24 protein-coding genes and 1 riboswitch are annotated in these 26,691 nt (G+C 69.7%); of the genes, 5 read left to right on the top strand and 19 right to left on the bottom strand.

The features are described 5' to 3' along the window. Positions 1-126: 126 nt before the first annotated feature. The 8 genes from ACFU9P_RS15305 to ACFU9P_RS15270 all read right to left on the bottom strand — a co-directional run bounded on the left by ACFU9P_RS15305 (position 127) and on the right by ACFU9P_RS15270 (position 9,194). Entirely contained in the window at positions 127-1,242 is a 1,116-nt protein-coding gene (locus tag ACFU9P_RS15305) for an ABC transporter ATP-binding protein (protein WP_384080615.1), read from the bottom strand. Positions 1,243-1,256: 14 nt separating this feature from the next. Continuing rightward, entirely contained in the window at positions 1,257-2,354 is a 1,098-nt protein-coding gene (locus ACFU9P_RS15300; RefSeq protein ID WP_376371589.1) for an ABC transporter ATP-binding protein, read from the bottom strand. Then, a complete protein-coding gene (locus ACFU9P_RS15295) occupies positions 2,351-3,349 on the bottom strand; it encodes an ABC transporter permease (RefSeq protein WP_376371591.1) in 999 nt (332 codons plus the stop codon). Before ACFU9P_RS15295 ends, ACFU9P_RS15300 begins: the two co-directional genes overlap by 4 nt. Before the next feature lie 114 nt (positions 3,350-3,463). Continuing rightward, positions 3,464-5,248, bottom strand: coding sequence for an ABC transporter substrate-binding protein (locus ACFU9P_RS15290; RefSeq protein WP_376371594.1), 1,785 nt, complete (start codon positions 5,246-5,248; stop codon positions 3,464-3,466). Between the two features lie 62 nt (positions 5,249-5,310). Beyond that, positions 5,311-6,312: an ABC transporter permease gene (locus ACFU9P_RS15285; protein WP_376371597.1), complete on the bottom strand. Its 1,002-nt coding sequence runs from the start codon at positions 6,310-6,312 to the stop codon at positions 5,311-5,313. 362 nt (positions 6,313-6,674) lie between these two features. Beyond that, on the bottom strand, positions 6,675-7,466 hold the full coding sequence (locus ACFU9P_RS15280) for an enhanced serine sensitivity protein SseB C-terminal domain-containing protein (protein ID WP_376371600.1): 792 nt from the start codon (positions 7,464-7,466) through the stop codon (positions 6,675-6,677). Positions 7,467-7,704: 238 nt separating this feature from the next. After that, on the bottom strand, positions 7,705-8,439 hold the full coding sequence (locus tag ACFU9P_RS15275) for an enhanced serine sensitivity protein SseB (RefSeq protein ID WP_384080610.1): 735 nt from the start codon (positions 8,437-8,439) through the stop codon (positions 7,705-7,707). Between the two features lie 77 nt (positions 8,440-8,516). After that, entirely contained in the window at positions 8,517-9,194 is a 678-nt protein-coding gene (locus ACFU9P_RS15270) for an AAA family ATPase (protein WP_384080607.1), read from the bottom strand. A 186-nt stretch (positions 9,195-9,380) separates the two neighbouring features. Continuing rightward, a riboswitch (glycine riboswitch) is annotated at positions 9,381-9,478 on the top strand. A gap of 147 nt (positions 9,479-9,625) precedes the next feature. On the opposite strand from ACFU9P_RS15270, the gene gcvT reads away from it, so the two are divergent. The 4 genes from gcvT to ACFU9P_RS15250 all read left to right on the top strand — a co-directional run bounded on the left by gcvT (position 9,626) and on the right by ACFU9P_RS15250 (position 14,210). After that, a complete protein-coding gene (gene gcvT / locus ACFU9P_RS15265) occupies positions 9,626-10,765 on the top strand; it encodes a glycine cleavage system aminomethyltransferase GcvT (RefSeq protein WP_384080605.1) in 1,140 nt (379 codons plus the stop codon). Positions 10,766-10,918: 153 nt separating this feature from the next. Further along, complete coding sequence (gene gcvH, locus ACFU9P_RS15260) at positions 10,919-11,296, top strand: glycine cleavage system protein GcvH (protein ID WP_376371611.1); 378 nt, start codon at positions 10,919-10,921, stop codon at positions 11,294-11,296. A gap of 33 nt (positions 11,297-11,329) precedes the next feature. Next, the gene (gene glyA / locus ACFU9P_RS15255; protein WP_384080601.1) at positions 11,330-12,601 is read left to right on the top strand and encodes a serine hydroxymethyltransferase; all 1,272 of its coding nucleotides are present in this window, start codon (positions 11,330-11,332) and stop codon (positions 12,599-12,601) included. A gap of 226 nt (positions 12,602-12,827) precedes the next feature. Then, positions 12,828-14,210: an L-serine ammonia-lyase gene (locus ACFU9P_RS15250; RefSeq protein WP_376371616.1), complete on the top strand. Its 1,383-nt coding sequence runs from the start codon at positions 12,828-12,830 to the stop codon at positions 14,208-14,210. 100 nt (positions 14,211-14,310) lie between these two features. Here ACFU9P_RS15250 and ACFU9P_RS15245 read toward each other — a convergent pair whose 3' ends face one another. The 3 genes from ACFU9P_RS15245 to ACFU9P_RS15235 form a co-directional block, all read right to left on the bottom strand. After that, positions 14,311-15,582, bottom strand: coding sequence for an MFS transporter (locus tag ACFU9P_RS15245; RefSeq protein WP_384080598.1), 1,272 nt, complete (start codon positions 15,580-15,582; stop codon positions 14,311-14,313). Next, a complete protein-coding gene (locus tag ACFU9P_RS15240) occupies positions 15,579-16,325 on the bottom strand; it encodes a PIG-L deacetylase family protein (protein WP_384080595.1) in 747 nt (248 codons plus the stop codon). Before ACFU9P_RS15240 ends, ACFU9P_RS15245 begins: the two co-directional genes overlap by 4 nt. Positions 16,326-16,395: 70 nt before the next feature. Continuing rightward, the gene (locus ACFU9P_RS15235; RefSeq protein ID WP_384080592.1) at positions 16,396-17,841 is read right to left on the bottom strand and encodes a glycosyltransferase; all 1,446 of its coding nucleotides are present in this window, start codon (positions 17,839-17,841) and stop codon (positions 16,396-16,398) included. Between the two features lie 621 nt (positions 17,842-18,462). Between ACFU9P_RS15235 and ACFU9P_RS15230 the strand changes: the two genes are divergently transcribed. Beyond that, positions 18,463-20,196: an amidase family protein gene (locus ACFU9P_RS15230; RefSeq protein ID WP_384080589.1), complete on the top strand. Its 1,734-nt coding sequence runs from the start codon at positions 18,463-18,465 to the stop codon at positions 20,194-20,196. 110 nt (positions 20,197-20,306) lie between these two features. Here ACFU9P_RS15230 and ACFU9P_RS15225 read toward each other — a convergent pair whose 3' ends face one another. The 8 genes from ACFU9P_RS15225 to ACFU9P_RS15190 all read right to left on the bottom strand — a co-directional run bounded on the left by ACFU9P_RS15225 (position 20,307) and on the right by ACFU9P_RS15190 (position 26,691). Next, positions 20,307-20,540, bottom strand: a complete 234-nt coding sequence (locus ACFU9P_RS15225; RefSeq protein ID WP_384080586.1) for a DUF6296 family protein — start codon at positions 20,538-20,540, stop codon at positions 20,307-20,309. Positions 20,541-20,682: 142 nt separating this feature from the next. Next, a complete protein-coding gene (locus tag ACFU9P_RS15220; protein WP_384080583.1) occupies positions 20,683-21,681 on the bottom strand; it encodes a CopD family protein in 999 nt (332 codons plus the stop codon). An 88-nt stretch (positions 21,682-21,769) separates the two neighbouring features. Then, positions 21,770-21,985, bottom strand: a complete 216-nt coding sequence (locus ACFU9P_RS15215) for an EF-hand domain-containing protein (protein ID WP_376371633.1) — start codon at positions 21,983-21,985, stop codon at positions 21,770-21,772. A gap of 57 nt (positions 21,986-22,042) precedes the next feature. Continuing rightward, positions 22,043-22,732 (bottom strand): ADP-ribosyltransferase, encoded by a 690-nt coding sequence (locus tag ACFU9P_RS15210; protein ID WP_384080580.1) that lies wholly within the window; start codon positions 22,730-22,732, stop codon positions 22,043-22,045. A gap of 187 nt (positions 22,733-22,919) precedes the next feature. Beyond that, positions 22,920-24,104: a YncE family protein gene (locus ACFU9P_RS15205; RefSeq protein WP_384080577.1), complete on the bottom strand. Its 1,185-nt coding sequence runs from the start codon at positions 24,102-24,104 to the stop codon at positions 22,920-22,922. Beyond that, positions 24,104-24,922, bottom strand: coding sequence for a polysaccharide deacetylase family protein (locus ACFU9P_RS15200; protein WP_384080574.1), 819 nt, complete (start codon positions 24,920-24,922; stop codon positions 24,104-24,106). The genes ACFU9P_RS15205 and ACFU9P_RS15200 overlap by 1 nt, the downstream gene beginning before the upstream one ends. A 212-nt stretch (positions 24,923-25,134) precedes the next feature. Next, on the bottom strand, positions 25,135-25,659 hold the full coding sequence (locus ACFU9P_RS15195; RefSeq protein WP_376371644.1) for an ATP-binding protein: 525 nt from the start codon (positions 25,657-25,659) through the stop codon (positions 25,135-25,137). Between the two features lie 261 nt (positions 25,660-25,920). After that, positions 25,921-26,691: an enoyl-CoA hydratase/isomerase family protein gene (locus tag ACFU9P_RS15190; RefSeq protein ID WP_376371646.1), complete on the bottom strand. Its 771-nt coding sequence runs from the start codon at positions 26,689-26,691 to the stop codon at positions 25,921-25,923.

The following is a 26,691-nucleotide window of genomic DNA, read 5'->3' as shown; positions in this document are numbered from 1 at the left end:
GGAAAGGGAAAGGGGGGGGGGGGTGGGGGGGGGGGGGAGGGGGGGGGGGTGGGGAAGAGTTCGGCCCCGGGCTTTGTGGTTTGGGGTCCCGGCCAGCCTCAGCGACACCTGCCTGAGCAGCGATACCTACTCCGCGGCCCCGGTCTCCGGAGCGCCGCCCGTCACCGCGGCCGTCTGCGCGCTCTGGTCAGGAGCGTTCTCCGGGTGGTGGCAGGCCGCCTGGTGCCCCGTCGCGAGCTGGATCAGCGGCGGCTCGGTCGTCCTGCACACCTCCGTCGCCTTCCAGCACCGGGTGTGGAAGCGGCAGCCGCTCGGCGGATTGATCGGCGACGGCACATCGCCCTTGAGCAGGATCCGGTCGCTCTTCCCGCCGCGCCTGCTCGGGTCCGGCACCGGCACCGCGGACAGCAGCGCCTTGGTGTACGGGTGCTTGGGCGACTCGTACAGCGACGCACGGTCCGCCAGCTCGACGATCTTGCCGAGATACATCACCGCGATCCGGTCCGAGACATGGCGGATGACCGAGAGGTCGTGGGCGATGATCACATAGGTCAGGCCCAGCTCCTTCTGGAGGTCGTCCAGCAGGTTCACCACCTGCGCCTGGATCGACACGTCCAGCGCCGAGACCGGCTCGTCCGCCACGACCAGCTTCGGGTTGAGCGCGAGCGCCCGGGCGATCCCGATGCGCTGGCGCTGGCCGCCGGAGAACTCGTGCGGATAGCGGTTGTAGTGCTCGGGGTTGAGGCCCACCAGCTCCAGCAGGTTCTGGACCTTCTTCTTGACCCCGCCCTCGGGCGTGACGCCCTGGAGCTTGAACGGCGCGCTGACGATCGTGCCGATGGTGTGGCGCGGGTTCAGCGACGAGTAGGGGTCCTGGAAGATCATCTGGACATCGCGCCGCATCGGGCGCATACCGCGTACCCCGAGATGGGTGATGTCACGGCCCTCGAACTCGATCCGTCCGCCGGTCGGTTCGAGCAGCCGGGTGATCAGCCGGCCCATCGTCGACTTGCCGCAGCCGGACTCGCCCACCACGCCCAGGGTCTCACCGGCGCGTACGTCGAAGTCGAGGCCGTCGACGGCCTTGACCGAGCCGACCTGCCGCTTCAGCAGCCCCTTCCGGATCGGAAAGTGCTTCTGGAGCCCGGCGACCTTGAGCAGGGTCTCGCCGGGAGCGGCGTCCTTGTTGAGGAGACCGGTCCCTTCACCCGGGGCGCCATCGCTCTGCGCGGGAATCGTCACGTCTTGGTCCTCGCTCACAGCTTCGGCGCAATCTCTTCGGTCCAGATGCGCTGCCGGTCCTGCTCCGACATGTGGCAGGCGGCCCAGTGTCCGCGCTCCGACTCCGTCAGCTCCGGACGGGTGGTGCGGGTGATGCCGTCCTTGGGCACATCGGCGTACGGGCAGCGCGGGTTGAAGGCGCACCCGGACGGGAGGTTGATCAGGGACGGCGGGGAGCCCTTGACCGGGATCAGCCGCTCGGTCTGCTCACGGTCGATCCGCGGCATCGAGCCGAGCAGACCCCAGGTGTAGGGGTGACGGGGCTCGTAGAAGACCTTCTCCGCCGGGCCGCGCTCGATACAGCGTCCGCCGTACATCACCAGCAGATCGTCGGCCAGTTCGGCCACCACACCCAGGTCGTGGGTGATGATGATGACCGCGGAACCGAACTCCTTCTGGAGATCGCGGATCAGATCCAGGATCTGCGCCTGGACCGTCACGTCCAGAGCCGTCGTGGGCTCGTCGGCGATCAGCAGTTCCGGGTTGTTCACCAGCGCCATCGCGATCATCGCGCGCTGGCGCATTCCGCCGGAGAACTCGTGCGCATACGAGTCCACCCGCTTCTCGGGCTGCGGGATGCCCACCCGGTCGAGCATCTCGATGGCACGGCGGCGCGCGGTCTTCCGGTCCACGTCGTTGTGGACCCGGTAGGCCTCGACGATCTGCTTGCCGATCGTGTAGTACGGGTGCAGCGCCGACAGCGGATCCTGGAAGATCATCGCCATCTCCCGGCCGCGCAGCTTGCGCACGGCCTCGGGGGACGCACCGAGGAGTTCCTGACCGTTCAGCCAGATCTCACCGGAGACCTGGGCCTTGCGCTTCCCGTACTGCCCGGTGGTGTGCAGCCCCATGATGCCCATCGAGGTGACGGACTTCCCGGAGCCGGACTCGCCGACGATGCCGAGGGTCTTGCCCTTCTCCAGCTGGAAGCTGAGCCCGTCCACCGACTTGACGACACCGTCGTCCGTCGGGAAGTGCACGCGCAGATCGCGCACTTCGAGGAAGGCCTCGGAGGGGCGTGTCCCCGTGTCGACCGGCTCGCCCACGGCACCGGTCTTGCTCAGGTCGGTCATGCGAGCCTCACTCGGGGGTCGATCACGGCGTACAGGATGTCCACGACGAGATTCGCGACGATCACCGCGAGGGACGTGATCAGAGTGACGCCGAGGATCACCGGGAGATCACGTTCACTGATCGCCTTGAGCACCGCCTGGCCGAGGCCCGGAAGACTGAACGTCGTCTCGGTGAGGATCGCGCCGCCGATGAGGGCGCCGAGGTCCATGCCGAGCAGGGTGAGGATCGGTGTCATCGTGGAGCGCATGGCGTGCCTGCCGATGACGGTGGGCTCGCCCAGGCCCTTGGCCCGTGCGGTCCGGATGTAGTCCTCGCCCATGACCTCCAGCATGGTGGCCCGGGTGATACGGGCGTACATCGCGGCGTAGAGGAAGGCCAGGGTGACCCAGGGCAGGATCAGTCCGCCGAGCCAGCCGCTGAAGCTCTCCTCCAGCGGTACGTACTGCCCGTCGATCCAGCCCAGTCCATAGCTGAAGATCGCCAGCGAGAGCAGACCGGTGAAGTAGATCGGCAGCGAGACCCCGCCCAGGGCGATGAGCATCGCCCCGCGGTCCCAGCCGGTCCCCCGCTTGAGCGCGGAGAGCACACCCGCGGCGAGACCGAACAGCAGCCACAGCACCGCCGCGCCCAGGGCGAGCGACAGCGTCACCGGCAACCGGTCGGTGAGTACGGGCCAGATGGCCTGCTCACTCCGGAAGGAGTAGCCGAAGCACGGGGCGGCACAGTGGGTGACATCACCGCCGGCGGAGTAGGTGCGCCCGACGAAAATGCCCTTGAAGAACTCCAGGAGCTGGACAAAGATCGGGTCGCCCAGTTGCAGCTTCTCCCGGACGGCCTCCACGGCCGCGGCATCGGACTGCTTGCCCACGTACATCGTGGCCGGGTCGATGCCCGCCCACTTGGGGATGAGGAAGAAGATGCAGAAGACCACCAGCATGATGACCACCAGCATCACTGCGACGGCCAGCAGCCGCCTGATGAGGTATGCGAGCACTGCTCTCGGCCTGCGGCGGGCCACGGGCCACCGGAGATCGTCCGATGGCCCGCGGTCACACCGCTCCGGCCTTCACCTGCCTTTCGTGCCGTACGGCGGGTGTACCGGTGGTGGTTACTTCACAACGCCCAGGCTGGTGAAGTCGTACTGACCGCTGTACGCGTCGGTCGTGTAGACGTTCGTCAGCCGGTCGGAGCGCCAGTTGATGAACTTCTCGAAGACGAAGGGCAGGTAGTACCCGCCCTCCATCACCTGGTGGTTGATGTCTCTGGCGATCTGTTCCTTCTTCGCCGCGTCCAGCTCGACGGAGAACTTGTCGAAGTTCGCGTCGATCGCCTTGTCGTTGATCATGGCGAAGTTGTTGTTGCCGCTGTCGAGGATGTACTTGCTGCTCCACAGCGGGGCGCCGTAGCCCTGGACCGACGGGAAGTCGGGGCCCCAGCCCATGATGATGATGCCGTAGTTCTTCTGCTTCACCACGGTCGGGTTGCCGATGATGCCGGAGGTCTGCGAACCGTCGTACTGGTCGATCTCGACCTCGATGCCGATCTTCTTCAGCGACGCCTGGAGCGACTCCGCGGTGGCCACCTCGACCGGCTTGTTGTTGCGGACCGCGATGGTGGTCTTGAAGCCGTTCGGCTGGCCGCAGGCCTTCAGCTCTTCCTTGGCCTTGGCGGTGTTCGGCGCGCCGTCGTTGGCGGCGAGGCCGTACGGGTCGTACTTCTGCAGCTCGGAGCCCGGGACCGACGGGGGCAGCATGTTGGTGCCGATGTCACCGCCCGCGAGCGGGCCGCCGCGCGCCGTCTGGAGCGACTTGTGGTCGGCACCGTAGATGACCGCCTTGCGGCAGTGGATGTTGTCGAACGGCTTCACGGTCTGCGGGAAGACCGCGTACCGGATGTAGCCGGAGACCGGGTTGTCCAGGTTGGCCTTGTGCTCCTTGAGGGCCTTCGTACGACCCTGCGGGGAGAGACCGGTCTGGTTGATGTCCAGGTCGTAGTCGCCGGCGATCAGACGCTGGTCCATGTCGTCGGCGTTGCTGAACAGGGTGAGGCTGATCTTGTCCGGGAGCGCCTTGCGGACCGGGTCCGAGGACTGCTTCCAGTTCTCGTTGCGGACCAGCTTCAGGGACTTGTTCGGCGAGTACGACTCGAACTTGTACGGGCCGGAGGAGAACGGACGCAGACCGTACTTGGACTTGGTGTCCTTGTCCTGGCGGACCGGCGAGGACGAGGTGAGCGCGAGGATCTCCTCGAAGTCACTGTTCGGGGCCGGCAGGTGGAAGGTGATGGTCTTCGCGTCGGGCGTCTCGATCGCCTTCAGGCCCTCCTTGGAGGTGTCCTTGTACGGGCCCTTGTACTTGCCGTCCGGGTCCAGGATGTCCTTGAGGTAGACCGGGCCGCCGGACAGCACGTCCTGCGCCCACTGGCGCTCGATGCCGTACTTGACGTCCTGGGACGTGATCGCCTTGCCGTCCTCCCAGGTGACTCCGTCACGCAGGGTGTACGTGTAGGTCTTGCCGTCGGCCGAGATCTTGGCGCGATCGGTGGCGAGGTCCGGGGTCAGCTCCGTGCCGGCCTTGCCCGGCTCGGTCTTCCCGGTGACAAGCTGACGGCTGTAGTAGCGCATGAAGTTCCACGCGAAGCCGTAGTAACCACGCGTGGTGTCCCACGAGTCGGCGTCCTGCACGCCCGCGAACTTCAGCTCGCCACCGGTCTTGGTGGAGGCGTTGGCGACCTTGTTGTTGGCCGCGTCGAAGCCCGCGGCGGTGCCCTTGCCGCTGTCGTCCTTGCTTCCGTTGTCGCCGCCGCCGCACGCCGCTGTGGTCAGCAGTGCCGCGACCACGGCGGCAGCGGCCATGGCCTGCTTGCGCCGCCCTGTGGTGCGTTGGGTAGTCACGATCTCGGATCCTCCGTATGGATTGACGGCCCTTGGAAGTGCGGGCCCTGGTGTACCGCGGTTCAGCGGGAGCCCTTGGGGTCGAGCGCGTCACGCACGCCGTCGCCGAAGAGATTGAAGGAGAGCACGGTGATGAAGATGGCCAGACCCGGGATCAGCATGTACATCGGGTCCGAGTCGTAGTAGCTCACCGCGGACGAGAGCATCTGGCCCCACGACGCGGTGGGTGGCTTGACGCCCACACCCAGGAAGCTGAGCGCCGCCTCGGTGAGGATGTTCGTGGGGATCATCATCGTCATGTAGACGATGATCGGAGCGATGATATTGGGCAGCAGTTCCTTGAAGAGGATGTACGCCTGCCCCGCCCCCAGGCTGCGGGCCGCCTCCACGTACTCCCGTTCGCGCAGCGAGAGCGTCTGTCCGCGCACCACACGGCCGACATAGGGCCAGCCGAAGAAGCCGATCACCAGGATCATGACCAGGAGGCGGACGCCGCTGCCCGACAGGCCGAGCATCTGGTTCGGCATGACGGAGACGAGCGCGATGATGAAGAGAAGCTGCGGGAAGGACAGCAGCATGTCCATCACCCGGCTGATGAGGGCGTCCAGCCAGCCGCCGAAGTATCCGGCCAGCACGCCCATCACGGTTCCCACGATGACCGCGACCACGGCCGACAGGAACCCGACGAGCAGCGAGACACGCGCTCCGTAGACGATCCGCGCGAACACGTCCCGGCCGTTGACGGGCTCCACCCCGAGCCAGTGCTCGGAGCTGATCCCGCCCCACGAGCCGATGGGCGTGGAGAACAGCGGATCGATCAAGTCTTCATGGTGCTCCTCGGGAGACTGACCGGCGAGCCCCGCGATCAGTGGCGCCAGGACCGCGATCAGGATCAGCGCGAGGACGACGATCCCTCCCGCGAGGGCCAGTTTGTCCCGCTTCAGTCGCTCCCAGGCGATTCGACCGAGCGAACGGCCCTGAACCGAACTCCCCTGAGCGGCGGCGACCTCTTCCGTCGCACTCGGGGCCGCTTCCGTGGTCGGCTCATGCAATGGTGCCGTCATCGTGGCAAGAACCCCTCTCAACCGGTGGTAACCGGCCCGCACTTGCCGCTGTAGCGGCCGTTCCCATCAGCAGCGCGAGCGGCGCACCGACTCTGCCAGATAGGCCGGGCCACTCGCACGACGGGGCGGACCACTCGCACACAGGCCCGAAGGGCCCTGCATGCCGGGAGTCTTCATGGCGCCAGTGATCACCCGCCAGCCCTCCCGGGGAATGTTTGCTCAAACGTGATGCGGGTAGAGGGGTTCCGTTATCCGGACACCCCGGCCGCCTCAGCGGACCAACTCGGCCACTCTCATAACAGACCGGGCATACCGACCAGCCCGCTCGATACTCGGCGGAATCAGAGCATCCGTATCAGTCGTCAGTACGCCCGGGAGGCCGGCGGCGGATAGCCGTAGCCCGTCGCGGGCGCCGCTGCGGCAGCGCCGTGCGCCTCACGGGCGTAGAACGGGCGGGAGTTGGCGCGCAGCCACATCGTGACCGGGTCGTACTCGTCGGACATCGCGACCGTCGACACCGGCAGCCCGTCCGGGACCGCCGTGATCGACTGCCGCATCATCGTCCGTACGGAATCCACGGACGCCGGGCTCGTGTCGTACAGGTCGAGGCCGATGGTCAGATACGGGACGCCGAGCGCCGGCTGCACCCAGGCGCGGCGCAGTGAGCGGACCGCGGGGGTGCGATGGGCGTTCTGGGTCAGCAGGGCGTAGAACTGCGGGAGTTCGATGGCCGGTTCCGACAGGCGCAGCGGGCCCGCGGGCATCCGGTCGAGGCCGGTGGCGATCCGCCGCAGATCGAGCCAGGGGATCCCGACACCGCCGCCCGGGGCGTGCGGATTCAGCCAGATCCCCCAGCGGTCGGGGTAGAGGGCGCGGGCGATGTCGCGGCCGGTGACCACTTCATGCGCACGGGTCCAGCCGCTGGCGGCCAGCTCCTGTGCGGAGGTGACACAGGGCGCGTATCCCAGGCCCTCGATCTCCATGTTCCCGTACTGCGCGTCGGGCGAGCCCGCGCTGCCGTGCCAGAGCAGCATCCAGACGCTGTCGTCGGCGAGGGCCTGGAGCAGCGCCTCGTACGCGTCGTAGCGCCCTGGCGTCACCTGGCGCAGCATGTGCTCGACCTTCCCGGCCGCCGCGGTGCCTGACGCGCTCACTCTGGGTCCCGCCCCTCTTCGATCCACCATTCGGCCAGCTCCCCCCGAAGCTCCCCGGCCCCCCGTCCCACAGGGCCACTCCGGGCACCCGGTCGTGGAGGCTGAGTCATCAAACCAGCTTAGGCGGCGGCTCTGACACCGGCGTGTGGTGTGCCGGGCCCTGTAAGGCGAGCCGCTCTCCCTCGCTGTCGTACCCGCGAGGACCGGGCGTACCCGTGGCGGCCCGGCGTACCCGTGGCTACGCCCTTTGGTAGAAGGGCCGTACCTTCGCGAGCAGATAGTCACCGACCGGGTCCTGCGCCACGTCCAGCAGGATGAGGTTGACCGGCCAGCCCACCGACACGCGCCCCAGCGCGCGCCCGAGCGCGTCCAGTGGCGCGTTTCGGTCAGCGGCCTCCCAGGACGAGAGCTGTACGCCGATGAAGAGCGCCGGCGGGTCCCCCTCGACGCTGGCGAGCGCGCGGCGGGCCGAGAGCACCACCCCTGATGTCTCGAACTCGCTCCCAGCGGCGGCCAGGAAGTCGACCGGGTCCTCCTGCCAGTCCGGCTCGAAGAGCCTGACCCGGCCGCCGGTGGCCGGACCGTCCAGCGGGGAGCGCCCCGACCGGCACAGCTCGGCGACCGCGGGCGGCGGCAGCGGCATCCCGACCATCCCACCGGGGTTGACCGCTATACCGAGCTGCGGGGGCAGGCCCCGGGCGAACTCGCGCGCGGGGGCGATCGTGAAGGGCATATGGGCGCCGACGCACTGGAGGAACTGTCCCTGGGAGCTGAAGACCGGAACGTACGGAACGCCCTCGATCTCCAGGGTCGGCAGATCGAGGCCGGGGCTGTCGGGACCGCCGCCGTTGGGCAGCGGCACCCACACCTCGCTGCGCCCGAGCACCTCCACCAGCCGGCCGCCCGCTCCCTGGCTGCCGAGCGAGGCGGCGAGCACCTCTTCCAGCTCATTGCCCGGCCATGCTGTATTCACTGTCGCTTCCTCCGTGCTCGTACCTGCGGCAGCACCCTAACGCCGCAGGCGGCGGCCCGTCCCCGCCCGTCCACGGCTCACCTCTCGGGCTTCTCCAGGAAGGCGATCCGGTCCAGGGCGCCGGCCGCGGACCGGTCCAGGAGCACCGCCGTGGCACAGCCCCGGGGCAGCCGGCCCGACTCGGCGGCGGCCAGCAGACGCCGTACGGCCCGGCGGTGGCGGGCGAACGCGTACCCGGAGACGCCCCGGCCGCGCTCGCGCTGCCCCTCGCGGGCCACCTCCGGCGGGACGTCCAGCAGTACGAGATGGAGCCGGCGGCCACGTCTGCGGGCCTCGCGGGCGAGCCAGCGGCGTACCCATCTCTGCGTACCGCAGTCGTGCACGACGACGCTCTCGCCGGAGCCGAGCGCGCGCCGCAGCCCCGCGTAATGCGCCATCCGGACGAGCGGGCGGTAGACGGCGTAGGGGAGCCGGGCCGGCAGCCTGCGCTCCCAGCGGTCCCTGGCGTCCTGGGAGTCGATCCCGCCGGCCTCTGCGGCCCGCCGGATCAGGGTCGACTTGCCGCTGCCGGGCAGTCCCGAGACCACCACCAGATCGCCCGCGGAAAAGGCCAGGGCACCGGGCACCCGGCCGGCGCGCCCGCGCAGATCCCGTACCACCGCGACCGGCCGCGCGACCGCTTCCCGGTCGGACACCCCCTGCTGCGCCGGCACTCCCGCGGTCGTCGCATACGCTCCGGACCCCTGCGACATCATCGCCGTCCCCCCTGTCGATCAGTCGGCGTCAGCTCCGTCGGCCTGGCCCATGGCCCTTGCCCACAAAGTGTAAAGAATTGGTAATGCGCCTCAAGCCTTTCACGCCGAACGGCGTAATACGGGCCGGGCGACCCGGTCCGCCCGGATGCGTGCGATGATGTGCCCGCCAACTGCATACCGGCCGTTTGAATCCGCGCGGGAGAGTCCCGGTCACTCAGTGCGCCGGGCGCCGAAGGAGCAAGTTCCTCCCTTGAATCTCTCAGGCCCCGTACCGCGTGGATGAGGCAGATCTGAAAAGCGGGCCGCAGCCCTGCGGCTCCACCCAAGGTGCAAGTCATGACCCCTGGTACGGGTGGTCGTGGTGAACCTCTCAGGTTCCGATGACAGATGGGGAGGACCGTCCTCGCCGTCATGCCCTGGGAGCCCTTGCGATGAACCACGCCCCCCCGAGCAGCACCCCCCGTAAGACCGCCCTCGACGCGGTGCACCGCGCCCTCGGCGCGACCATGACCGACTTCGCGGGCTGGGACATGCCGCTGCGGTACGGCAGCGAGCGCGACGAGCACACCGCGGTACGGACCAGGGCCGGGCTCTTCGACCTCTCCCACATGGGCGAGATCACCGTCTCGGGCCCCGCGGCCGGTGCGCTGCTCGACTACGCGCTGGTCGGCAATATCGGCTCCGTCGCCGTGGGCCGTGCCCGCTACACCATGATCTGCCAGGAGGACGGCGGCATCCTGGACGACCTGATCGTGTACCGCCTCGGCGAGGACACGTACATGGTCGTCGCCAACGCCTCCAACGCGCAGACGGTCCTCGACGCGCTGACCGGGCGCGCCGCCGGATTCGACGCCGAGGTCCGCGACGACCGTAACGCCTACGCCCTGCTGGCCGTCCAGGGTCCGCAGTCGCCCGGCATTCTCGGCAAGCTGACCGACGCCGATCTCGACGGCCTCAAGTACTACGCCGGTCTGCCGGGCACGGTGGCCGGGGTCCCGGCGCTGATCGCCCGTACGGGCTACACCGGCGAGGACGGTTTCGAGCTGTTCGTCGAGCCCCGGTACGCCGAGGGACTGTGGCGGGCGCTGACCGAGGCGGGCGCGGGCGCGGGCCTGGTGCCCTGCGGGCTCTCCTGCCGCGACACGCTCCGGCTGGAGGCCGGGATGCCGCTGTACGGGAACGAGCTGAGCACCGCCCTCACCCCGTTCGACGCCGGTCTCGGCCGGGTCGTGAAGTTCGACAAGACCTCGAACGGCGGCGCCTTCGTCGGCCGCGAGGCCCTGGAGGCGGCGGCCGAGCGCGCCGCCGGCGCCCCGCCGCGCAAGCTGGTCGGCCTGATCGCCGAGGGCCGCCGGGTCCCCCGGGCCGGCTACCGGGTCGTCGCCGACGGGGCTCCCGTCGGCGAGGTCACCTCGGGAGCGCCCTCCCCCACCCTGGGCAGGCCCGTCGCCATGGCGTACGTCGACGCCTCGCACGCGGCGCCGGGCACGCCGGGCGTCACGGTCGACATCCGCGGCTCGCAGGAGCCGTACGAGGTCGTGGCGCTTCCCTTCTACAAGCGCCAGAAGTGATACGGACATCATCAGCGCCACCCCCGTTCCGCCTTCGTTCCACAGGGATGCCGTCCCGGTGCCGTTCGGTTCCGGCTCCGCCCATCTCGCTCCGTCTCGCTCCGTAAGACAGCCGTTCCGCACCACTCCCCCGCGTACAGGAGAATTCAGGTCATGAGCAACCCCCAGCAGCTCCGTTACACCAAGGAGCACGAGTGGCTGTCGGCGCCCGAGGACGGTGTGGCGACGGTCGGGATCACCGAGTTCGCCGCGAACGCCCTCGGCGATGTGGTGTTCGCCCAGCTTCCGGAGGTCGGCGACACGGTGACCGCGGGCGAGTCCTGCGGCGAACTGGAGTCGACCAAGTCGGTCAGCGATCTGTACGCCCCGGTGACCGGCGAGGTCGTCGAGACGAACCAGGACGTGGTGGACGACCCCTCGCTGGTGAACTCGGCTCCGTACGAAGGCGGCTGGCTGTTCAAGGTACGTGTCGCCGAGGAGCCGGACGAACTGCTCACCGCCGACGAGTACCAAGACTTTTCCGGCAACTGACGCGCTCCGGCCACCGAGACCCCAGGGACTGTGATGTCTTCGAAGTCGCTTCTGAACTCCTCGCTCCATGAACTCGACCCGGACGTCGCCGCCGCCGTCGACGCCGAACTCCACCGTCAGCAGTCCACCCTCGAAATGATCGCCTCGGAGAACTTCGCTCCCGTGGCGGTCATGGAGGCACAGGGCACGGTGCTGACCAACAAGTACGCCGAGGGCTACCCCGGGCGCCGCTACTACGGCGGCTGTGAGCATGTCGATGTGATCGAGCAGATCGCCATCGACCGGGTGAAGGCGCTGTTCGGCGCCGAGCACGCGAACGTACAGCCGCACTCGGGCGCCCAGGCGAACGCGGCGGCGATGTTCGCGCTGCTCTCCCCCGGCGACACGATCATGGGCCTGAACCTCGCGCACGGCGGGCATCTCACCCATGGCATGAAGATCAACTTCTCCGGCAAGCTCTACAACGTCGTCGCCTACCACGTCGACGACGAGACCGGCCGGATCGACATGGCCGAGGTCGAGCGGCTCGCCAAGGAGTCCCGTCCCAAGCTGATCGTGGCCGGCTGGTCCGCGTACCCCCGCCAGCTCGACTTCGCGGCCTTCCGCCGGATCGCGGACGAGGTCGGCGCGTATCTGATGGTCGACATGGCGCACTTCGCCGGGCTGGTCGCGGCGGGGCTGCACCCCAACCCGGTGCCGCATGCCCATGTCGTGACCACGACCACCCACAAGACCCTGGGCGGCCCGCGCGGCGGTGTGATCCTCAGTACGAAGGAACTGGCGAAGAAGATCAACTCGGCGGTCTTCCCCGGTCAGCAGGGCGGTCCGCTGGAGCATGTCATCGCGGCCAAGGCGGTCTCCTTCAAGGTCGCGGCGACGGAGGAGTTCAAGGAGCGGCAGCGCCGCACCCTGGAAGGCGCCCGGATCCTCGCCGAGCGGCTGGCGCAGGCGGATGTGGCCGAGGCGGGCGTGTCCGTACTGTCCGGCGGTACGGACGTCCATCTCGTCCTGGTCGATCTGCGGGACTCGGAGCTGGACGGGCAGCAGGCGGAGGACCGGATGCACGAGATCGGCATCACGGTCAACCGCAACGCCGTCCCGAACGACCCGCGCCCCCCGATGGTCACCTCGGGTCTGCGCATCGGCACCCCGGCGCTCGCCACCCGCGGCTTCACCGCCGAGGACTTCACCGAGGTCGCGGAGATCATCGCGGCGGCGCTGAAGCCGTCGTTCGACCGGGAGGGGCTGGCGGGGCGGGTCTCCGCGCTGGCAGTGAAGCACCCGCTGTACCCGGGCCTGAAGTAACCGCTCGTAAGGCCCACTGGCCCGTACGACTGCCGCATCGCTTTGTCGCCGTACCGCTACACCGCTTTACCGCTACACCGCTGTACCCGGATCCGACGTCACCCGTACGGCCGGGGTTCACGGGGCGCCGCGCACACTGAACCGTGGAGCGCGGTGCCCCGGACCGTATGGGCCCGCCCCACCCCGGCGGGCAGCGGCGTCCACCAGCCAGCAAGGAGTCACCACCGTGGCCATCTCGGTCTTCGACCTGTTCTCGATCGGTATCGGCCCGTCCAGCTCCCATACGGTCGGTCCGATGCGCGCGGCCAGGATGTTCGCCCGCCGCCTCAAGAACGAGGGCCTGCTGGCCCACACCGTCACGGTCCGCGCCGAGTTGTACGGTTCGCTCGGCGCGACCGGACATGGCCACGGCACCCCCAAGGCCGTTCTGCTCGGCCTGGAGGGCAACTCACCGCGCACGGTCGATGTGGAGCACGCGGACGAACAGGCGGAACGTATCCGCAGCAGCGGCAGGCTGAGTGTGCTCGGTATGCACGAGATCGCCTTCGACGCCGGTACGGACCTGGTCCTGCACCGCCGCAAGACCTTGCCGTACCACGCCAACGGCATGACCCTCTTCGCGTACGACACCGACGGCGGCCTCCTGCTGGAGAAGACCTACTACTCGGTGGGCGGCGGCTTCGTGGTGGACGAGGACGCCGTCGGCGAGGACCGGATCAAGCTCGACGACACCGTTCTCCGCTACCCGTTCCGCACCGGGGACGAACTGCTGCGGCTCTCCCGTGAGACCGGTCTGTCGATCTCCGCGCTGATGCTGGAGAACGAGAAGGCGTGGCGCACCGAGGACGAGATCCGGGCCGGGCTGCTGGAGATCTGGCGGGTGATGCAGGCGTGCGTCTCACGCGGGATGGCCCGCGAGGGGCTGCTGCCCGGGGGTCTGAAGGTCCGCCGCCGCGCCGCGCACTCCGCGCGCCAGCTTCGCGCCGAAGGCGATCCGCAGGCGCACGCCATGGAGTGGATCACCCTCTACGCGATGGCCGTGAACGAGGAGAACGCCGCGGGCGGGCGGGTCGTCACCGCCCCCACCAATGGCGCGGCGGGCATCATCCCGGCGGTTCTGCACTACTACATGAACTTCGCGGCGGGCGGCGCCACCGCACAGGAGAAGGACGACAGCGTGGTCCGCTTCCTGCTGGCCGCCGGCGCCATCGGCATGCTCTTCAAGGAGAACGCCTCCATCTCCGGCGCCGAGGTCGGCTGCCAGGGCGAGGTCGGCTCCGCCTGTTCCATGGCCGCGGGCGCCCTCGCCGAAGTCCTCGGCGGCAGCGCCGAGCAGGTCGAGAACGCCGCCGAGATCGGCATGGAACACAACCTGGGCCTCACCTGCGACCCGGTCGGCGGCCTGGTCCAAATCCCCTGCATCGAACGCAACGGCATGGCCGCGGTCAAGGCGGTCACCGCCGCCAAAATGGCCCTGCGCGGCGACGGCACCCACAAGGTCTCCCTGGACAAGGTCATCAAGACCATGAAGGAGACGGGCGCCGACATGTCCGTCAAGTACAAGGAGACGGCGCGCGGCGGCCTCGCGGTGAACATCATCGAGTGCTGAGGAAACACGGCAGCCGGTGATGGTGACGCGCGAGACGCCGCGGTGTCAGGGAGCGCTGTCGCCGAACCGGGCGGGCGGCGGGGGAACGCTTCTGCCGGGATCAGGTGGTGGCCGAGGGCTCGGTCTGCTTCGGGGTCGACAGTGCGGGACGCTCCTTGACAGCCAGCAGGGAGGCCAGCAGGGCCGTCGCCACGGCGAGCACCGGCAGCGCCAGCAGTGCGACGCGCACGCTGCTGTGAGAGGCGAGGAAGCCGATGAGCGGCGGGCCGGCGAGGAAGGCGAAGTAGCCGGTCGTCGAAACCGTGGCCACGGCGGTACCGGGTGAGCCGGTGTGGAGCCGGCTGGCGCCGCTGACGACCAGCGGGAAGGACGCGGCGATACCGAGGCCGACCAGCGCGAAGAACACCACCGCCACCACCGGGTTCCCCGTCACGATCACGACCATGGCTCCGGCCGCGGTCAGCAGGGCGCCGACGCGGACGACCCGGACGGGGCCGAACCGGCCTGCCGTCCAGTCGCCGCCGAGGCGTCCCGCCGTCATGGCCACGGCGAAGGCCGCATAACCGGCGCCCGCCAGGCCGGGTCCCGCGTCCAGCGAGTCCGCCAGATACACACTGCCCCAGTCGGTCACCACCCCCTCGATGAGCAGCACGCACAGCCCCAGACCGCTGAGCAGGAGCAGCCGGGGGGTGAAGCGGGAGACCGGGGCCGGGGCAGGAGCGGTGGCGGAGCTGCCCGGGGCGGAGCGGGCACGCACTGGCCCGGGGGACTGGTGCGCCGCGGGCCGCAGGGCGGCCGCCGCCGCCCCGGCGGCGAGCACCGCGACCACGGCCGACGCGGTGAACTGGGCGCGCGGTGTCACGCCCCCGGCCGCGGCAAGCGTGCCGACCAGCGCACCGGCCAGCGCGCCCGCGCTGAAGAGGGCGTGGAAGGAGGACAGCCGGGCTCGGCCGCTGCTCCGTTCGACGTCCACCGCGTGGGCGTTCATGGCGACATCCAGCGCACCGACCGCGGCGCCGAGCACGGCCAGGCTCACCAGGAGTTCGGTCAGCGAGCCGGCCAGTCCTGGCAGGGCGATGGCCGCGGCGTACAGCAGGACCGCGGTCCGTGCCACGGTCCGGCTGCCGAAGCGGTTCACCAGCGAGCCGGCCGCCGGCATGGCCGGTACGGAGCCCAGCGCCACCCCGAGCAGGGCCAGTCCGAGCTGCCCGTCGGACAACTGAAGCTGTTCCTTGACCTGGGGGATGCGGGGCGCCCAGCTCGCCAGGACGAGCCCGTTGATGAAGAAAACCACGTAGAGCGCGACGGCGCCGCTGTTCCCGCGCCCGCCCCCGCCCTCCTGCCGCATGCCGGCCGTGCTCGGCGCCTTCATCGCGGAGTGGCACACAGGGGGAGTCGTACGTCGTCCCCCGCCGGTGTCAGATCGAGTGCCGAGGTCGCGGGGTGGGAGGGAGCACAGGTGAACGCCTCCGCGTACCGGACGCCCACTTGCTGTCCCCGGTACTCCGCCTGCTGTTTCGTCAGGTCCACGAAGTCGGCTCCTTTGCGCTGCCGGCGCGCGTCGTTCTGGCTGAGGTGCTCCGACAACATGGCTTCTTTGGCCTCCATGGTCTCCGTGATGTCCACCCACACGTCGGGGGTTCCGCCGTTCGTCCCCAGCAGGGTGTCCATGTAGAACAGGGGTGCCACCCTGTCGGTGGCCGGATGCGGCGACGGGAGCGAGGGTTCCCGGGCCAGCAGCCTTGCGGCGCTCGCCAGTTGGCTGACCGCGCGGTGGTCGGGGTGATAGTCGCCGGGATGGTGCGCGAAGATGACATCCGGTCGGCTGCGGCGCACCACGTCCACGGCCTCCCGGCGCGTGTCGGGGGTGTCGAAAAGGAAGCCGTCCGGAGCGCCCAGCCAGAGCAGTTCCGCGCCCAGTACGCCGACGGCACGGAGCGCCTCCCGCTCACGTACCGCCGCGGTCTCCTCGGGCGAGAGGGTGCGGGAACCGAGTTCCCCGTTGGTGAATATGGCGACGGTGACGTGCGCACCCTGCCGGACGTAGTGGGCGAGAGTTCCCGCACAGAAGAGTTCGACGTCGTCGGGGTGGGCGCCCATGGCCAGAATACGCACTGCTGTTCCTTCTCCTTCGGTCAGCTTGAACAGGTCCGAGCGGCCTCTTGAACGGCTGGTCCGAGCGGCCTCAGTGGACCGGTGCGGCATCCGACAGGACCCGCGCGAAACTCAGCACGTTGCTGTCGATGAGGAAGTGGCGCAGGACCCGCTCACGCCCGTTCCTGCCCAGTTCGTCGGCGTAACCGCGGTCCCCGAGCAGGCGGTTGATCGCCTCTCCGAGCCCCTGGAGGTCGCGGGGGCCCGAGAGGAGCAGCCCCGTCGCGCCGTGCTCGATCTGCTGCTGGATGCCGCCCACCGGAGCGGCGACGACCGGCCGCCCCTTCCAGGCCGCCTCGGACACGGTCAGACCGAAGCCCTCGGCCAGGCTCTTCTGGATCACTATGGTCGAACGGCGCTGGATGGCGTTGATCGTCAGCGCGTGCTCGGACGGGTTGTCCGTCGGTACCTGTACGAGATGCACCCGCTCCCGTCCCTTCCCCAGTGCCGACCAGATCTCACGGCATTCCTCGAAGACCTGCTGCGCCTGCCGGTCGCCCGTGGTGCTCGGGCCGACCAGCAGCAGATGGGCGCCGAAGGCGGGGTCGACATGCTCGGTGAACCCCCTGATCACCCCCGGTATGTCCTTGACCCGGTCCCAGCGGCTCACCTGAGTGACCAATGGAGCGTCCACGGGCACCGGGCCGCCGCTCCGGACGATCCGCACGGGGTGCCGCAGAAGGAGGTCGTTGAAGGCGTGCACGCCGGGCACCGCCTCGATCCCGTTCTGGATCAGCCCGGCGGCGGCCAGCAGCCGCGACGGGTCGATGCCGGGCTGGAGGAAGAGATTCTTGGGGGACAGCGGGTTGATCGACGGAGGGACGATATGGCTGTCGGCCTCCGAAAGGTTGGCGGGCAGGACTCCGAGGTACGAGGCGATGTGCCGGTGCGCGGAGGGGAGGTAACGGCTCAGGAAGTCCCAGGCGGGCGCGGCCAGTTCCTGCCGCAGCGCCGAACCGATGTGCGCCCGCCACAGCACGGTGCAGCCGGCCTCACGCAGATGAGGGATCAGACCGGCCGTCTGGTGATCGTGGAGGACGACGACGGAGCGCCGGTCCATCACGGAGGCGAGCCTGGCCGCGGCCTCCTTGCACACACGCTCGTACAACCGGCGGCCGTGTTCGAGATCCGTCGCCGGCATGGACTTCTTCGTGGGTGACGCCGGCGCCACGCCGCACAGGTGGTAGTACAACGCCTTGGTGAACTGGCGGAATTCGGGGGGCGCGTCGAGAGTGGCCCATCGTGTGGAGATGCCCCCGCCCGACAGGTAGGGCAAGTTGCCCCGCAGGAGTTCGGCGACGCCGCCCCGCGCCGGATTGTCGCTGATGTGCCACACGGTGCGCCCGTCGAGGCGATCGCTCGCCGCTCGTAACTCGGCCTCCACGCTCGCCACTCGCTCCGTTCCCACAATGGGTTCGAGCCAGGAGAGCGGTGCGCGGGATAATCGCACCTCGTGCGCCGTCGGCGCCGAGGACATGGAGTGAGCCGGACAAGGGAACCTTGAATTCCTCCGGCGCTCCCTCGCCGCCCTTTCCGCCGGTGTCGACGCCGACTGTGCGGAGAGTTTGTGCAACAGCCTGTTTCCATGCCGCAAACGAGTCACCGAATACGCCTTCCCCGAAGTGGAACAACTCGCGAACCGGATTGATCCTTACACAGGCCGGCAGCCCCACCGAGTGTTCCAGCCATTCTCACGTGACGCGCATACGCGTTCCCGGACCGGGAAGTTGTGCGCGCACCGCACGTCACTCATCTGCATCGTTGCGGACGACGCAAACAGCACTTCGAATCGACGCTACGCGCGTTTGCGAAGAGTTAACCTGCAAACAGGCACGATGTCCATCCCCTTCCTTTTCTCCGACACCTCTTCGCAATGCGCACTGTCGTGTTCGCGGCGCTCCAATTATCTGGACGCGGGTGCGGCAGGACTCAGCAGCGGGGGAATCGCGCCTCATAAAACGAACGAAGGGTAAATGGACCGAGGCCGTCCTGGCAGCCGAGTTCGAAAAGTCGTTGCCGCATCTGGACGAGCGTCAGCGTCGGCCGGCCATGGGGCCCGCACGCCGCGGGCCGGACACGCCCCGGTTCGCGTGCGGGGATGGCAACTTGGCCGAAATCAGGGGGATATGCGCCCGACAAGGAGTGCCGTTTCGATGCTCTGGCCAAAGGTCCGTTTCCCCTTCGCCAGGAGCATACGATCGACACCAACTCCCCGGCCCGCGAACGGTTCAGCCGCCGCCATGCCGCAGCCCTCGCCCTTGCCTTGCTGATGGTCGCCGCCACGGTCTCGGTGACCTCGTCCAGAGCCGGCGCGACCGGTCACTCCTCCGGAAAACCGCTGTCCATCGACCTTGAGAGCGCGACCGTGGCCCAGCTCGACGGTCTCCTCGACTCGGGGAAGATATCGAGTACGAAACTCACCGAGGCCTATCTGGACCGCATCCGGGCCCTCAACTCCCAGGGCCCGTCCCTCAATGCGATACGTTCCGTCAATCCGAACGCCATGAAAGAGGCGGCCGCGGCCGACCGGATGCGGCGCGGCAAGGGCCCGCACAGTCCGCTGCTCGGTATACCGGTCGTCGTCAAGGACAACATCGATGTCGCGGGCATGCCGACCACCGCCGGGTCCGTGGCGCTCGCCCGCTCGTACCCCGCCAAGGACGCGCCGATCGTCGCGCAGTTCCGCAAGGCGGGCGCGGTCATCCTCGGCAAGGCCAATCTCACCGAGTTCGCCAACTACCTCACCTCCGGGATGCCCGGCGGCTACAGCTCGCTCGGCGGCCAGGTGCTCAACGCGTACGACGGGAGCCAGTCCCCCAGCGGCTCCAGTGCCGGTTCGGGTGTCGCCGCGTCGGTCGGCCTCGGCGCCGTGACCGTCGGCACCGAGACCTCCGGGTCCATCCTCAGCCCCGCGTACTCCAACTCCGTGGTGGGCATCAAGCCGACCGTGGGGCTGGCCAGCCGTACGGGCATCGTGCCGATCGCCGCCAGCCAGGACACCGCGGGCCCGCTCACCCGTACCGTCGCCGACGCGGCGGCCACGCTCACCGCCCTGAGCGGGAAGGACCGCGAGGACCCCGCCACCGCCGCCAACCCGCTCGTCGGGCACGACTTCACCGACGACCTGTCCACGACCGCGCTGCGCGGGGCCCGTATCGGGGTCGTCGCCAGCCAGGTCCCGGCCGCCGGGACCGACAACCGTGCCCTCTGGGACGCGGCCGTAACCGCTCTCAAGGACCAGGGCGCGACGCTCGTCGATGTCACGCTGGACACCTCGGGCCACAGCTCGACGGTCCTGTCGTACGAGTTCAAGCGCGACCTCAACGCGTATCTGGCCAGGCTGCCCAGGAACGCCCCGATGAAGAGCCTCGCCGACATCATCGCGTACAACACCGCGCACCCCACCGAGGCGTTGAAGTTCGGACAGGTCAACGCGCTCAACTCGCAGGCCAAGGACCTCGGCGCGGACAGCGCCGACACCGCCGCCTACAAGGCGAGCCGCGCCCAGGACCTGGCCGACAGCAAGGACCGTATCGACGCGGTCATGAAGGACAACGATCTGACGGCCCTGCTCTTCGCCAACAGCGGCAGCGCGGGCATCGGCGCGAAGGCCGGGTACCCCTCGGTCAGCGTCCCGGCCGGCTACCAGGCCGCCAACCGGCGCCCGTTCAGCATCTCGTTCCTCGGTACGGCATGGAGCGAGCCGGCCCTCGTCGGTTACGCGTACGCCTACGAGCAGGCCACCAAGCTGCGCCGGCCGCCGTCGGTGATCAACCCGGCGCCGTACCGCTGCACCGCGCTCACCAGCTTCACGGAGACCTGCGCGCCCTGACACACCCGCTCGCCCACCCGGCATGCGTCGGTCATGCCTGTCGCGCACGGCAGGCATGACCGATGGCGAATCGAATCGGATCGAATCGGGCTGTTCAGGAGCGAAGCGGCTCAGGAACTCAGTGACCGTACGAGCAGGGGCGCGCCCAGCTCCTGGTGTCCGCCGCTCGCCAGCATGCGCACCTCTCCCCGGTCGCTGATCTCCGCCCGGACGATGCCCGTCTCGTCCTCGTAGACGGGGAATCCGCCCGCTCCCGTGGCGGCCGTACGCCGGACGATCACCACGTCGTCCTCCACGGCCGACGCCTGGAACACCAGCTCATAACTTTCCGGATAGTCATCCATCGGGGCCTCCCGACAAGGCTCTCGCAGGGGACTGCGCCTGCGTCCTCCCATGGTTACCCAGACCCGGACCCCGCGCCTCACGAAACGGACACCGGTCGGGACACGTTTCACGGCGCGCACGGCGCGCCGGCCACCGCCCCGGTCACTGCACGCTGAGCCAGTGCGGGTCCGGTACGACCGTGAGGATCGCCGAGAGCAGGACGACCACCGCCAGCAGAACCAGCTCCGCACGGGCGGGAGCCGTGGGATCCCGCCCGTGGCGCAGCCGGCGCCGGGCGGTCAGGGCCAGCGCGCTGACCACCGCGACCAGAACCAGTTTGGCGATCAGGACACGGCCGTAAGCCGTGGTCAGGACCACATCGGCGGGGAGCCTGCGCAGGGTGGAGACCGTACCGGTGGCGGCCAGCGCGACGAAGGGCCAGACGGCGAGACGGGCGTACCGCACCAGCACCGCCCTGGCCCCGGCCGGATCGCCGCGCCGCAGCCGCAGTGTGCGCAGGACGTACAGCAGGGAGCCGGTCCACAGCGAGGCGGCGGTGAGATGGACGACGGTCAGCGCCACGCCGAGCACCGGGGTGTACGGCTCGGGATGCGCCCGTAGCGACTCCGCGCCGATGACCGCGGCCAGCGGGAGAAGGGCCCAGCCCGGGTGGCCCAGGGCGGCACAGCCCGCGGCCAGCAGAAAGCCGTTGGCCATCACGAGCAGCAGACGGCCGTCCGTGGTGCCGTACACGGTGGTGATGTCCAGCCCGCTGACGGCGGCCAGGACGAGGATCTGCGCCGCCGAGGCGGCGGCCCCGGCGAGTGCGGCGGGCACCGCGCGGCTACGGGGTGCCGGTCCGGTACGGGCGAGCCGGCCGCCGGCCAGTTCGCCGAGGTGCAGCGCGAGGGCGGCGAAGACGGCGAGCCGCAGCGCGGTCGTACGGCCCGAGCCGGGTATTCGCAGCTCACCGGTGCCGCGCCCGGCCGCGTCCGCGCCGAGCAGCGCGCCGAGGACGGCGAGCGTGGCGGCCAGGGTTCCCAGGGCGATCAGGCTCCCGGTCACGGCCGTGCCGCGCCCCGGAGAGCCAGTGGTGTCATCGGCGGACGGACCCGGAGATATCACCTTCTGATCGTCTCTTCCGGGTGCGGGATACGGCAACGCGACCGGCGCGCACGAGGGACCGGCGGGCCTGCGCGGGCCCGCCGGCCGCCGGGACCGGTCGCCGCGGTCCTTCTTCTCGCGCCTGTCAGCCGTTCTTGCGGGAGGCCAGGAACTCGTCGAAGGTGAGCAGCCCGTCGCCGTTGGCGTCATGGGCGTTGATGACGGCCTGCGCGACGGTCTCGGTGACATGGAAGTCCCCGAGCTGCGCCATCACGCTCTTGTACTCGGCCGCCGTGATCAGTCCGTCGCCGTTCGCGTCGAACCGCTCGAACGCCTTGCGCGCGTCGTCGATGTCTGCCACTGTCCCGCCCCTTCGTGGTGCCGTTCTGACGCGGTCAGATTATCGGCTCGCGTGGAGTCACCCGCGCCAGGGCTTGTAGTGCGGATTGTCCACGCACTCCGTCATGATCTCGGTCTTCTTCTGCTTGTCGACCGGGCAGACACCGACGATCAGCTCACGCGAGATCCCACCGGGGAAGGCGACCTCTTCCTGGTCGGCCCATTTGTGGGTGGCGCCGATCGTCCTGTTGACGTCGATACCGCCGGGGGCGTCGATGTAGTAGTTGAAGCCGCTCTTGTACCACTGCTTGTACAGGTCGTGGTCGTACGAGGTGGAGACATACGGCGAGGGCTGGTTGACCAGCACGTACTTCTCGACGTCGTACTGGCCGTCCAGGGTCGCCTTGGGGTGGAAGCCCTGCTCGAAGACGATCTCCGGCGGACGGCTGTCGGCACGGTAGAGCTGCTTGCAGTTGGTGCGCCAGGACGGTGCCGGGGTGATCCGGTTCAGCTCGACCCTGCGGTCCGCCGCGGCGAACAGCGGGTCCTTGACGACGGGGCAGCGTTCGGCGGCGACCGCGGTGGCCGGCACCGCCGGAGCGGCCCCGGTGAGGGTCGGTCCGGTGAGCGTCGGACCGCCGGTGGCGGGCGCCGAGACGGCGGGCCCGGAAGCGGTGGGCGCGGCCTCGGTGGTGGTGACCGGAACGAGAAGGGCGACGGCGGACAGGACGACGGCTGCGGCCCGCTGCCGCGAGCGAGAGGTGATCATGGGGAGCACCCTCTCCGCTGGACGGCGACGGGCCGTGGACCATCACCCGAATGGGGGCGTGTCGGCCCCGAACAGCGGCGAACGGAAGGCGAGTTGACAAAGGGCCCGGTCTCCCCGACCGGGCCCCGACGAGCCCCTCGGCCCAGTCCCGTACGGGCCCGTACCCGCTCCGGCCTGGCCCCGTCCCTCAGCGGAAGACGCCCGTGTGCCCCAGCGAGTAGCGTCCCGGCTGCGGATAGACCGCCAGCCCGTGCGGCCCGCCGTCGACCGGGATCCGCGCGAGCTGCTTGCCGGTGACGGTGTCGATCGCGTACACCTCCGAGTCGTACCGCCCGGACAACCACAGCACCTTGCCGTCCGCCGAGACCCCGCCCATGTCCGGGCTGCCGCCGTCCGGCAGGTGCCACTTCTTGGTCAGCTGGTTCTTCGGGAAGTCGAAGATCGAGACGGAGCCCTCGCCCCGGTTGGAGATGTACATCACCCGGGAATCGCGGCTGACATACAGCCCATGGGCGCCCTTGCCGGTGGGCAGCAGCTTCGGGGTGGTGAACTTCTCGCCGTCCAGCACCCACACACCGTGCGCCATCATGTCGGCGATGTAGAAGGTCTTGCCGTCCGGCGAGATCTTCACGTCCTGCGGCATCGCGCCCTGGAAGGGCAGTTTCTGCTGGGCCGTCACCGCCATCTTCTCGGTGTCGACCTTCAGCAGCTCGCCGGAGAACTCGCAGGAGACGATGAAGTAGCGGCCGTCCGCCGAGAAGTCCGCGTGGTTGACGCCCGCGCAGGTCACCGGCTCGGTCTTCTTGACCTTCATGGTGTGCGGGTCGCGGAAGACGAGCTGGCGGTCGAGCGAGGCCATGACGACCGCGTACTTGCCGTTGGGCGTGAAGTAGAGGTTGTACGGGTCGTGTACGTCGACGGACTCGCCCACCTTGCCGGTGGCGGGGTCGATCGGGGTGAGGGTGTGGCCGCGGTTGTTGTTGACCCAGAGGGTCTTCAGGTCCCAGGAGGGGACGACGTGCTGGGGCTGTCTGCCGACCTCGATGGTCTCGATGACCTCGTAGGTCGCCGGGTCGATGACCGAGACGGTGTCGGAGTTGGTGTTGGGGACGTACACCCGCGAGGGGAAGCGTTTCACGACCGGCGAGAGCATGTTGGGCCGGTCCGCGGCATAGATGTCCTTGGGGTCCTGCACCGGCGGCATGCCGGGCAGTCCCGCGGGCGCGCTCGGCCGGGCCACGGCTGGCCGGGCGGTGGCCTTGGAGGCGTTCGCCCCGCCCCTTCGGTCGTCGGGGCTCGCGCAGCTCGCGAGCAGGGCGAGGCCCGCGGCACCGAGCAGGGCGGTGGTCCGGGTGAGGGGAGGAGGAAGCATCAGGTCAGCAGCTCCGTGGTCGTCACCGCGCGCAGGCCGCGGCGTTCCAGTGCGTCGAGAAGGGCGGGCAGTGCGGCGACCGTGTCCGCGTAGCCGAAGTGCAGGCTCACCACGGAGCCGTTGCGGATCTGCCCGGTGACGGTACGGACGACGGCCGGGGCGCCGGGCGAGGTGAAGTCGAGGGAGTCGACGTCGTACGAGAGGACGTGCGGGTAGCCCGCCCGCTGCGCCAGCCGCCGGACGAGCGGGGTGGCGTGCTGGGTACGGGAGGGGCGGAACCAGGTGCCGATGGAGCCGGTGAGCCGGCGCAGCCGCTCGGCGCAGCCGGTGATCTCCGCGTACGCCTCGGTCTCGTCCATCGCTGAGATGTCGGTGTGGTGGAGCGTGTGGTTGCCGAGGTCGTGGCCGCCGTCGAGGACGCGCCGTACGAGAGCCGGGTGTTCGTCGGCCCAGCCGCCCACGGCGAGAACGGTGATCCGGGCTCCGGCGCGCTCCGCCTCGTCCAGTACGGCGGTGGCGGTGGCGGGGTCGCCCTGCCCGTGGAAGGTGAGCGCGACCCGGGCGCGGTCCCGGGGGCCGTGCGCGATCTCGGCGGGCTGCCCGGGAAACCGCCGGGGCGCGGGCGCGGTACGGGCGGCCGGCCCGGTACCGCGCCCGTGCGGCGGTACGGAGGACGGCGGCGGCCGGGAGCCGGGCGGTACGGAGCCGGGCGCGCCGGAGACGCTGTCCGTACGGTCCGTACAGCCGGTGGCCAGGGCGCCCGTGACGGCCGCGCCGGCTGCTGCGCGCAGTGCTCTGCGACGGTCGATCGGGATCACTCCCCCATTTAAGGGGCGCCCGGGGTGAAAGGTGACGATTGACCCGGATAGGTCGTGTCTGCCACATAGCGTCCTCCGCCCGCAGAGAACGGCGCGGCGGAGGGCGGCGGGGGCGGACCGGAGGGCAGGGGACCGATCGGCTCGGGGAGGCCGGACGGCTCAGGGGATCCGGCGGCCCGGAGTGCTCGCCGGCTGAGGCCCGCCCGCGCGGCTCAGTGGGTCTGGCGGTCCGCCACCCGCATCTCGAACCAGGTGTTCTTGCCGCGCGGCAGCAGGTCCACGCCCCAGCGGTCGGAGAGCCGATCCACCAGGAAGAGACCGCGCCCGCTGGTGTCCATCTCGTGCACCGGCATCAGACAGGGCAGCCCGCGCGAGGGGTCCCGTACCTCGATCCTGATCCAGCCGCGGCGGCGCAGCATCCGTAACCCGAAGACCCGCGCGCCGGTGTGCCGTACGGCGTTGCCGACGAGTTCCGAGACGAGCAGCACCGCGTACTCCGCGGTCTGCGGCGAGAGCGCCCACTGGCGCAGCACCACACTGTGGGTGATCCTGCGGGCGGCCGAGGCGGACTCGGGGCGGGAGGGCAGCCGGACTTCAGCCTCCGTCGGATTGCCGAACAACTCCAGCGCCCTGAGCGCCTGTTCGTCATCGACGGACGGTATCCCCCGCGCAGCGACCGCATGACCGCGCTGCCGCGGTTGTTCCACACCCTCCAGGCCCGCCATGCCCCCCATCATGGCCGCCCAGAGGCCGTTCCGGGGCCGTTCCGGGGGAATAGACCCCCCGGAATGAATCATTCCAGGGGGCGCGAAGGGCATATGCCATTGACAGAACTTGGCCTTGCACAGAGGTGCTGACCTGCGATGACGCCTCGCGATCCAATGATCGCCAAGAGTGATCACGCGATGACACTTAAGGTTCTCTTAAGGCCCCGCTAAGCCGAGCGGGCCGGTGCGCCGGGTTGACGCGGTGGCTCTCCGTGTCCAAGCGGGCCGCTCTCAGAGGAACTTGGCCTTGCCGGGACCTTCCTCCACGAAGGACCGCATGCCGCGCTCGCGGTCCTCCGTCGCGAACAGGCCCGCGAACCAGGTCCGTTCGACGGCGAGGCCGGTCTCCAGATCCGTCTCCAGACCGGCGTCCACCGACTCCTTGGCGGCGCGCAGCGCGAGCGCGGGCCCCTGGGCGAGCTTCCCGGCCCACGCCAGCGCCTGCTCGTACACCTCCGCCGCCGGGACCACCCGGTCGACCAGACCGATCGACAGCGCCTCCTCGGCCTTCACCTGACGGCCCGTGAAAATCAGGTCCTTGGCCCGGGAGGGGCCGACGAGGCGGGCCAGCCGCTGGGTGCCGCCCGCGCCGGGGATCAGCCCCAGCAGGATCTCGGGCTGGCCCAGCTTCGCGTTGTCCGCGGCGATCCGGAAATCGGCGCAGAGGGCCAGCTCGCAGCCGCCGCCCAGGGCGTATCCGGTGACCGCGGCGACAACGGGCTTGGGGATACGGGCCACCGCGGTGAACGACTCCTGGAGCGCCCGGGAGCGTACGACCATCGCCGCGTGGTCCATGTCGCGCATCTCCTTGATGTCGGCGCCGGCCGCGAAGACCTTCTCGCCGCCGTAAAGGATCACCGCGCGGACGTCCTCGCGCCGGCCCGCCTCCTCGGCCAGCTCGCGCAGCCGGTCCTGAATGGAGGTGTTGAGCGCGTTCATCGGAGGGCGGTCGAGCCGGATGGTGCCGACGCCGCCGGAAACTTCCAGGTTCACGAATGCCAT

This window comes from Streptomyces sp. NPDC057617 (assembly GCF_042800555.1).
Taxonomy (GTDB): domain Bacteria; phylum Actinomycetota; class Actinomycetes; order Streptomycetales; family Streptomycetaceae; genus Streptomyces.
Note: the sequence above shows the minus strand (reverse complement) of the source record. Positions and strands in the feature narration are given on the sequence as shown.